Annotated in this window: 13 protein-coding genes; all 13 read right to left on the bottom strand. The window is 63.7% G+C overall.

The genetic code is table 11. From position 1 onward, the window contains the following. Nucleotides 1–283: 283 nt before the first annotated feature. The 13 genes from ITJ49_RS15675 to ITJ49_RS15615 all read right to left on the bottom strand — a co-directional run bounded on the left by ITJ49_RS15675 (nt 284) and on the right by ITJ49_RS15615 (nt 7,913). Complete coding sequence (locus tag ITJ49_RS15675) at nt 284–469, bottom strand: hypothetical protein (protein ID WP_194606506.1); 186 nt, start codon at nt 467–469, stop codon at nt 284–286. Between the two features lie 39 nt (nt 470–508). Beyond that, nucleotides 509–1,057, bottom strand: a complete 549-nt coding sequence (locus tag ITJ49_RS15670) for a hypothetical protein (RefSeq protein ID WP_194606505.1) — start codon at nt 1,055–1,057, stop codon at nt 509–511. 125 nt (nt 1,058–1,182) lie between these two features. Continuing rightward, complete coding sequence (locus ITJ49_RS15665) at nt 1,183–1,401, bottom strand: rhodanese-like domain-containing protein (RefSeq protein ID WP_228514587.1); 219 nt, start codon at nt 1,399–1,401, stop codon at nt 1,183–1,185. A 12-nt stretch (nt 1,402–1,413) separates the two neighbouring features. Next, nucleotides 1,414–2,202, bottom strand: coding sequence for an aquaporin Z (aqpZ, locus tag ITJ49_RS15660; RefSeq protein WP_370544564.1), 789 nt, complete (start codon nt 2,200–2,202; stop codon nt 1,414–1,416). A gap of 48 nt (nt 2,203–2,250) precedes the next feature. After that, nucleotides 2,251–2,991, bottom strand: a complete 741-nt coding sequence (locus ITJ49_RS18305; protein ID WP_194606504.1) for a YsnF/AvaK domain-containing protein — start codon at nt 2,989–2,991, stop codon at nt 2,251–2,253. Between the two features lie 97 nt (nt 2,992–3,088). After that, nucleotides 3,089–3,355 (bottom strand): GlsB/YeaQ/YmgE family stress response membrane protein, encoded by a 267-nt coding sequence (locus ITJ49_RS15650; protein WP_194606503.1) that lies wholly within the window; start codon nt 3,353–3,355, stop codon nt 3,089–3,091. Between the two features lie 145 nt (nt 3,356–3,500). Next, nucleotides 3,501–4,163: a hypothetical protein gene (locus tag ITJ49_RS15645; RefSeq protein WP_194606502.1), complete on the bottom strand. Its 663-nt coding sequence runs from the start codon at nt 4,161–4,163 to the stop codon at nt 3,501–3,503. A gap of 26 nt (nt 4,164–4,189) precedes the next feature. Beyond that, on the bottom strand, nt 4,190–5,059 hold the full coding sequence (locus ITJ49_RS15640) for a YsnF/AvaK domain-containing protein (protein WP_194606501.1): 870 nt from the start codon (nt 5,057–5,059) through the stop codon (nt 4,190–4,192). A gap of 638 nt (nt 5,060–5,697) precedes the next feature. Next, nucleotides 5,698–6,303 carry a hypothetical protein gene (locus ITJ49_RS15635; RefSeq protein WP_194606500.1) on the bottom strand — a complete coding sequence of 202 codons (606 nt, stop codon included), beginning with the start codon at nt 6,301–6,303 and terminating at the stop codon, nt 5,698–5,700. Continuing rightward, nucleotides 6,300–6,878: a DUF6286 domain-containing protein gene (locus tag ITJ49_RS15630; protein ID WP_194606499.1), complete on the bottom strand. Its 579-nt coding sequence runs from the start codon at nt 6,876–6,878 to the stop codon at nt 6,300–6,302. The genes ITJ49_RS15635 and ITJ49_RS15630 overlap by 4 nt, the downstream gene beginning before the upstream one ends. After that, on the bottom strand, nt 6,875–7,273 hold the full coding sequence (locus ITJ49_RS15625) for a hypothetical protein (protein ID WP_228514586.1): 399 nt from the start codon (nt 7,271–7,273) through the stop codon (nt 6,875–6,877). Before ITJ49_RS15625 ends, ITJ49_RS15630 begins: the two co-directional genes overlap by 4 nt. After that, a complete protein-coding gene (locus tag ITJ49_RS15620; protein WP_194606498.1) occupies nt 7,270–7,461 on the bottom strand; it encodes a hypothetical protein in 192 nt (63 codons plus the stop codon). Before ITJ49_RS15620 ends, ITJ49_RS15625 begins: the two co-directional genes overlap by 4 nt. Continuing rightward, entirely contained in the window at nt 7,458–7,913 is a 456-nt protein-coding gene (locus ITJ49_RS15615; protein WP_194606497.1) for an Asp23/Gls24 family envelope stress response protein, read from the bottom strand. Before ITJ49_RS15615 ends, ITJ49_RS15620 begins: the two co-directional genes overlap by 4 nt. Nucleotides 7,914–8,012 lie beyond the last annotated feature (99 nt).

Below are 8,012 nucleotides of genomic sequence, written 5' to 3'. Positions count from 1 at the left end.
GGCCGAATCGTCGCCCGCTACTCTCGAATCAACGAGCGGTGCATCGACCGGTCGAGGCCACCAAAGTTTTTTGAGACGCACCTACCGGTTCCCGTTGCCGAATAGGGCACCGTCAACGAGATCAGATTCGGACTACCTATTCAAGACGGTGCGAACCCTGAAACGACGAGGGAGTCGCCGTTGGAATAGGGTTTCCGGTAGTCGATCGTCTTGGAACGATTTTGCTGGCCGACCGGTGAAAGGCCCCTTCCAGCCTGGAAGGGGCCTTAGGTAATGCTGCTTGTTACCTGCCGAGCATGCCGCCGAGTTTGCCGACGAGGTCCTGGGGGTTGACTCCGAACTTCTGGAGAAGGTCGGTGTGCTGGTCGGTGTCGACCTTGTCGGGGAGTTCCTTGTCGGCTTTTTTGGCGTCGTCGTGCTGGCCCACGCCCTTCAGCATGTCGAGAACCTGGCTCTTGTCGAATTCCATCAGCTACTTCTTTCTTTCTTGGGTGATGCGGGTGGGGGGTTAGCGATGCTTCTTCTTGGACTTCAGCAGTCCCGCGACGGACCGCTGCTGTTCACCTTGTTGGGCCGCGAGCACAACAAGGATCCCAGAAAGGACCGGGGTCGCCCACTGGAGGAGCTTCAACTGGTTCTGTGCCGAGGCAAGGGCTTTGGAGGCGAATTCGTCCGGTTCAGTGGTCCCGTTGGTACCTTCGCCGGCGTGATCCGCGAGACGCTTACCCGCCACCCCGGACCAGAAAGTCGTGCCGACGGCTATGAAGGTGAGAGCCAGCTTTACACCAGTGTTGGTGCGCCCTTCTTTTTGGGTGGCAAGGCGGCCCTTATTGGCGCCGATGAGCCCAATCCCGCCGATGGCGTGAACGCTGAGTGCTGCGATTTGCAGGGGCGCCCATTTTTTCCAGCCAAGGGCTGCAAGGGTGAGGCGCTCGACGGGGTCTTTCGCGCCGCTGGTGGCGCCGTTGAGGCCGACTGCTCCCATGAGGTTGCCGCCGAACCAGGCGGCGAGCCCGAGGTCGTGCATGCTGCGGATGACGGTGTTGCGTCCAGCCATGGTGGTACTCCTTCTTCTTGGTGTGTTGGTGCTGGGGTGTAGTTACTCGGTGACGAGGGGGAGGCCTTGTTCGGTCCAGGCTTGGGTGCCGCCGTCGACGCTGACGGCCTGGTAGACGAGGTCGATCAGGATGTGGCGCCGCGGCTGCTGCGGTTGCCGGCCTGGCAGATGACGTACACAGGTTCCGCATCGGGGACGTCTTCGACCCGGGCTGGCAGGGTGTCGAGGGGGATGTTGATGGCACCGGCAACATGCCCGGTGGCGTACTCGTTGGGTTCGCGGACGTCGACCAGGACGGGGTCGGTGATGTTGTCCAGTTCGGTGATGGTGACGGTGCCGCTCATGAGGGGTCCGTTTCAGTGGTCGGGGGTGTGGGGCATGGTGCGGGTGAACAGGCCCAGGTGGGTGTAGCCGGCGAGGGCGGCACCGGCGAGTGGGGCGAGGATGAACACCCACACCTGTCCCAGGGCTGCGGGGCCGCCGTAGAGGGCGGTAGCGATGGATCGGGCCGGATTCACCGAGGTACCGTCGATCGGGATCGCGACCAGGTGAATCAGAGTCAGCGTCAGGCCGATGGTGAGGGGTCCGAACCCGTCGACTGCGTTTTTGTCGGTGACGCCAAGGATGACGTACACGAACACGGCGGTGAGGATGACCTCAATCAGGGACACGGCGAGGAGGTTGTAGCCACCGGGCGAGTGCCGGCCGAACCCGTTCGACGCGAACCCCGACAGGTGGGCTCGGTAGAAGCTTCCGGCAGGTCCACCGCCGACGATGACCGCCAGCGCCGAGGATGCGAGGGCGCCGCCGAGGATCTGCGCGGCGACGTAAGGGCCGACGTCGATCTTGGGAAACTTCCCGGCAACGAATAGGCCAACCGTCACGGCGGGGTTGAAGTGCCCGCCGGAGATGTGGCCGACGGCATACCCAGCGCCAACAACAGTGAGCCCGAACGCGAGGGCGACGCCGACGTCCCCGATCCCGAGGGTGTTCGCCTTGGTCGGGAACTGAGACGCGAGGAGGGCGGCGCCGGCCCCGCCGAAGACGAGGACAAACGTCCCGAACGCTTCTGCGGTAAGTCGGCTGATGCGGGCGGGGCTGCGGGAACCGTCGGGGCCCATCGGGGCGGCAGCGGTGTCGGGCACAGATTCGCTTTCGGTAGCGGTGAGGAAGCTCGCGGAACGAGACGGTGGTCAGGATTTGCTGGTGCTGAGGTCAACGCGTTCCTTGCGGACCGTGTCGGTCACGGGCAGGTCCTCAGTGACCTCGGTAACGCGAACCCGGACACGCTCCACCGGGACGACCTCCGTGGTGGTGATGATGCGTTCTTCGTGCAACACAATGTCCAGATCCGCCGCCGACAGCTGCCCGCCGGGCGTCGCCGTGTCCATGCTTGCCTCGATGGGTTCGCGGATGATACGGAGCTCTTCCCGGCGGACAGTGACCGTGACGGTTCTCTCTTCGGTCACGATGATCTTCCCGAACCGGACCAGCTCCTTCGGGACAGAGACAGTGCTGACCCGCAGCTGCTCCTCGGAACGAACTACGTCGACAGGACTTATCCCCGAGACGTCCTGAGACGGTGCAGCCGCAATGACGGCCGGTGATGCCCCGTAGTAGGAGCGGAGGGCGTGGACGTCGTCCATGGTCAGGGTGTCGATGGACGTGATCATGGGGGCGTCTTCGACGACGGCTCGGGGAACCCCGACGTGGAGGGCGGACCCTGATTGGTCTTCGAACCGGGCCCCATCAAGAGGCGCGAAAGCGTTGGGCGCACCGTCGAAGTGGGTCTCGATCAACACCCACAGCGGGGCTCCGGTGTCTTGGTGGATGAACACGCGTTCAACGGACCCGATGACGTCGCCGTCGACATCCAGGACGGGAACACCAGGGAGGTGGGGAACGGACTGCGGGTCGATCATGAGCTTGCTCACTTCTGTTGAGACCGCAGAAAGTCGGTCACGGAAAAAGGGGACGGGGCGGGCATCACCTTTGATGCCCGCCCCGAGTGTGTGTGTCGCCGCGCCGGTGTTAGACGCGGCTGCGGCGGCCGGTGATAGCGCCGTAGACGATCAGGACGATCAGGGATCCGACAATGGCGATGATCCACGACTGCAACGAGAAGAACCCGTTGTAGCCGACATGGAACAAGAGCCCGCCGAGGAAGCCACCAAGGAGCGCTCCGACGACGCCGAGGAGGAGAGTGATCAGCCAGCCGCCGCCCTGGCGGCCGGGGAGGATGAGTTTGGCGATCGCGCCGGCGATCAGGCCAAGGAGAAGGAAACCGAGAAAGCTCACGGGCGAGCCCCTTTCAAAAGGTGTGGAGAGTAAGCGAGCGTGAGGAAGAGGGGGTGGTGCGGGCGGCGGCTAGGGGGCACCTCCCGCACCGGTTCGTGCGTCCTCGCAAGGATGACGTGCGAGGGTCTAACCCAGGGGCTGTGGGTTAGAGGCCGAGGCCCACTTTGTCGACCTTGCGGTGATACCGCATCCCGGCAAGTCCGCCGAGGATCGCGCCGACGAGGGCGAGGACCACGACGACGACGAGCGTGATGATGCCGCCGGCGGTCGCGTTGCCGTTGATGCTGCCGGTCGGGATGGTGCCGAGGCGGTTGAGGACGTCGAACTGGCTGCCGGCGATGACACCGATGATCGCAAGGAGCACGGTGACGATGACCGCCCACAGCCAGACGGCAACACCCTGACGGACGCCGTTAAAGCGAGCCATCCGCCCGGCGACGTACCCGCCGGCGAAGTACGCAATGAACACAACGACCAGCAGCACGATGGCGCTGACGATAGTGGTGGTCGTCGCGTTGTCCTGCGCTGCGTTCTTCGCATCCCCGTTGGTCGCGGCAACCCCGACGCCGATGCCGGACAGAATCCCGAGCAGCAGCACGGCAAGCCCCGTAGCCGTCAACCACCCAAAGAACGCACTACCGAACTTCATCCCGCCGAATTCGGCCTTCTCCCGCGCCACGACCGATTGCCGGTCGGTCGCGAGAGCGTCACGGTTGGCGCCGTAGTCGCCATGTTCGGATTCGTTTCGCCCGTCGTTGCCGCGAGTGCGGTTGTCTTCGGCCCCGGGGCCGCCAATGCTGCTACTCATGTGATCGTCTCTTCAGGTAATCGCGGTTAGGCGCGGTCGGTGTCGACGTCACCGGTCGTGCGACCGGTCGTGTTGGTGTCGTCTTCGAACTCGATCTGCTCCTTGCGGACGTCCTCCGTGACCGTCTTGTTTTCGGTGACGGTCTCTGTGCCGAGCTTGATGCGCTCGACGGCGACGGCCTCCTTGTCCACGACGACCTTGTCCTCGTGCAGGACGATTTCGTGCTCTTCCTCGGTGAGGTCGGCGCCCGAGAGGGCGTCGCCGCGGTTGGCGTCGGTGATGGGCTCGCGGGTGATGGTGACCTCGTCGTGGGAGACAGGGACGGTGCGGGTCTCCTGCTCGGTGACGATGTACTTGCGAAGGCGCGCCTTGCCGGCCTCAGTCTGACGGGTCCCGACGTGCAGCTGCTCCTCCGAGCGGGTCATGGCGTCGTCCGTGTTCGCACCCGACGTGTCGTGGCCTTCGGTGGGGCGGCCGGTCTCCGTCTCTGCGTACTCACCGGTGGTCGCGGTGCCGGCGGCGTCCTGGTCGTAGACCGGGGGGTTGCCGTACAGGTCGGCCTGGTCGGTGGTGGTGTCCTCGAGGCCGTAATGGGCGTAGAGGGCGGACTCCTGCTCCACAGTGAGGTAACCGTCCTTTTCGTCGGAGTGAGGGGCGTCCCTGACCTGGTCCTTCGTGTAGGGAACCTGCACGTCGTTGCCGGTCACGGTCGCAGCGGACAGGGGGACGAAGGATTCGCCGCCGCCGAAGAGGCCGGTGTGGGCGGTGACCCACTCGGGCTCGCCGGTGCGGTCGTCGGTGAAGATCTGGCCGATGGAGCCGATCTTCTTGCCGTGCTGGTCAACGACGTCGCCGCGGCCAGAGAGGAGGGTGTTGATTTCGTCGGTGCTGATCATGGTGTTTTCCTTTACGGGTTGAGGGCGACAACAATGTCGATCCGCCCTAGAGAGGTGATGGTGCTTTCGGGTTGGTGCTCTACAGGTGGTGCGGTAGTACCGATGGTGCGTCTTCCTCCGCCTAGGTGGGGGAGGGAAGTTCGTAGCTTTGTGCCCAGTCGAGGAGGGCGTCGAGCAGGCCAGAGGTCACGGATCTAAGGCAGGGGCCGGGGCAGGAGCAACGCTGCTGTCGAGGTGGAGGGCGATGAGACCGAATCCACCAACAAGGAACAGCAGGGCGATGCCGACGAAAAAACCGTGGAGGACGCTGACCGGGATCCGGCCAACCAGCGTCCTTCGGGCTGGACGGGTAGTTGCTGCAGGCATTCGTAGGGGTCTTTTCTAGCGGGACCGGTTCGGGCGGTAAAGGGTTAGAAACGACCCCTGTGGCGTGCTGATCGTGCAGGTGCTGCTTTGGTGATGCTCCTCCACGTGGAAGCCGTTGGTAACGTGCGATTACTTTCGGAATGAAGAGCGACTGCCTTTGGTCGTCTTGGAGTTCTTCAGCCCCACGTCTATCCTTGACTTCCGGATTACCCCGACAATCGACAGGACTACGGGCAGGTACTTCAGGAGGCGGATCATGTAGGTCTCGTTTTCTAGGACAGGCGGGTCTTTTTGGCGGTGCGGGCGCGGAACCCACCGGAGATCTGGATCATCGCCGGGACCTCGAACCCGAGCAGCTGGTCGAGGGCCTTCAGGTGTGTCTGGATCGTGTCGGAGACATCCTTCGGGGACACCCCACGACGTGCCGTCGCCGAGATCTTGAGGACGTTGGTTCCCTGGACGTCATACGTGGTGACGGACGAGGACACCAGGTCGTCGCGGTCTTTCAGCGCGTCCTGGAGCGCCTCCTTGGCGACCCCGGCCTTAACGATCGTGGAGCCGTGTTCGGTGGTGTCGTCATGGAACAACTCCGAAGTGTGCCCGTTGCCCTGCTTCACGATGAACCGGACAAGCAGAATGACGATGATCACCAACACGGCGATCAGGGCGATGTACAGCCAGCTGGAGCCGGTGGCGAAGAACGGTGCCGCGTTTAAGGTCGAGGCGACGTTTTTAGATACCGTCGGGGCGGTGGATTTCCACCCGGACGAGAACGCCGGAAGCACCCCGAGAAGGATCGACGCAGCACCGATGATCAGGACGACGAGGCCGACAATGAAAATGAGGAGCCGGTTGGCGCCGCGATTGGTGGTGTTCATGCGCCGACCTTCCCAGTCTTCTTGATATCGATCTTCGACCTCAGCTTTGGTGAGACGTCGTAGGCGGCGAGCTGCTCGTTGACGGCTTCCTGGATCCGGCTTTTGTCCACGTCGCGGCCGGTAGCGGGGGTCATCTCGACAACGGCACGGTTGTGGGTCACGCTGACGCGGGTGTTGTCCGGGTCCGTGTTCGCGGCGTACGACGCATGGCGTGCAAGAGCGGAGGCGATGACCTCGTTATCGATCACCGTGACAGCCCGGTCCGTCTGAATCAGATGCCGGGCACGACGACCCGAAGTGAACGAGGCGATGATCAGCCAGATGCCGATGATCGCCAGGATGATCCCAGCGACGATCAGGATCCAGACCGGGATGGTGTTCGCCCCGACGAGACCCTTTGCCGCATTTCCAGGCGTGACCAAAAGCGGTTTAGGTCTGGCGATGGCGAGGATGATCTCGATCACGGCATATGCGGCGGCGAGGATCAGGATCACTGCCAGGATGATCGCGAGGACGGACCTGGGGGAGTGGGTTTCCCGGCGCGCAATACGAGAATACGTGGACTTCGTACTCATTTGACGCGCCTTTCTTCCTGAATGTCGACACCGGTGATCTTCACGATGACCCGGTCGACCTGGTTGCCGGTGAGCTGCTGCACCCGGGTGCGGATCTGCTCTTGCGCGGTCTTTGCCCGCTCGAGGAGCGATCCGCCCTGCCGGTCGACAACCCCGGGCTCGTTCTCAATCCGAAGAAGCGAGGGCACGCGGATCGGTGCGGACACCGTCAGCGACAGGCTTCCGCCGTCGTCGCTCATGTCAACGGAGACCTTTTTGGTGTCGATGCCGAGGGTGTCGGCGGTGACGGCCGAAACGACCCGGTCCAACGCACGCGATGCGATCTTCGTCCGCCCCGGGAGCTTCTCCCACTCGTTCTTCCGAGTAGGGGTGGGGGTCGTTTCGGTCATCGTCATGAGGAGGAGCGCTTTCCCTTGAAGATGTCCAACAGCGCGCTGAACTCGATATCGCCGGCGACAATGCGGCCGATGATCGCCCCGGCCGCCATGGCGAGGGCAAGGAGGATGAATGCACCGAAGCCGAGGGTCATCCAGGTCAGGACGAGGGCTGCAGCGACCCCGATGCCGATGATCGTGGGGGTCACTTGACGCGGCTGTCGGACTCGTCGTCGTCATCGTCCGAGGGGACAAAGACGTCGGCGATAGTCACGTTAATCTCCGCGACCTCCATGCCGACGATGTTCTCGACCGCGTCGCCGACGGCGTCGCGGACGTTGTCCGCGAGGTCCTGGAGCGACACCGGGTACTCGGCGGTGAGGGTGACGTCGACGGCGACCTGGGTCTCGCCGACCTCGACCGAGATGCCCTGGGCGAGGTTCGTCTGACCGACACGGTCGCGGAGGGCACCGATCGCGCGACCCGCGCCGCCACCGAGAGCATGAACGCCACGAACCTCGCGGGCGGCGATGCCGGCGACCTTGGACACGACGGCGTCGTTGATATTGGTCTTACCGGTCTCGGTGGAGTGCGCCGGGGTAACGGCCTTCGACGAGGATGTCGGGATCACGGCATTGGGGGTGGGGGTGGTGTTCGACATGAACGTTCTCCTGAAGTTGATGAAGTCCAAAACACCGTGCTGGTGTCCTGGCGAATCAACTACCCCGGAAGCAAGTGGTGGTCCCCCTTACGAGGGGCA

It is taken from the genome of Frondihabitans sp. VKM Ac-2883, assembly GCF_015350875.1.
GTDB lineage: Bacteria > Actinomycetota > Actinomycetes > Actinomycetales > Microbacteriaceae > Frondihabitans.
This window is presented reverse-complemented; position numbering and strand designations above follow the sequence as displayed.

Coding starts and splice junctions, on each gene's coding strand:
- ITJ49_RS15675 (WP_194606506.1), bottom strand. CDS start 469: ATGGAATTCGACAAGAGCCAGGTTCTCGACATGCTGAAGGGCGTGGGC.
- ITJ49_RS15670 (WP_194606505.1), bottom strand. CDS start 1,057: ATGGCTGGACGCAACACCGTCATCCGCAGCATGCACGACCTCGGGCTC.
- ITJ49_RS15665 (WP_228514587.1), bottom strand. CDS start 1,401: ATGAGCGGCACCGTCACCATCACCGAACTGGACAACATCACCGACCCC.
- ITJ49_RS15645 (WP_194606502.1), bottom strand. CDS start 4,163: ATGAGTAGCAGCATTGGCGGCCCCGGGGCCGAAGACAACCGCACTCGC.
- ITJ49_RS15640 (WP_194606501.1), bottom strand. CDS start 5,059: ATGATCAGCACCGACGAAATCAACACCCTCCTCTCTGGCCGCGGCGAC.
- ITJ49_RS15635 (WP_194606500.1), bottom strand. CDS start 6,303: ATGAACACCACCAATCGCGGCGCCAACCGGCTCCTCATTTTCATTGTC.
- ITJ49_RS15630 (WP_194606499.1), bottom strand. CDS start 6,878: ATGAGTACGAAGTCCACGTATTCTCGTATTGCGCGCCGGGAAACCCAC.
- ITJ49_RS15625 (WP_228514586.1), bottom strand. CDS start 7,273: ATGACGATGACCGAAACGACCCCCACCCCTACTCGGAAGAACGAGTGG.
- ITJ49_RS15615 (WP_194606497.1), bottom strand. CDS start 7,913: ATGTCGAACACCACCCCCACCCCCAATGCCGTGATCCCGACATCCTCG.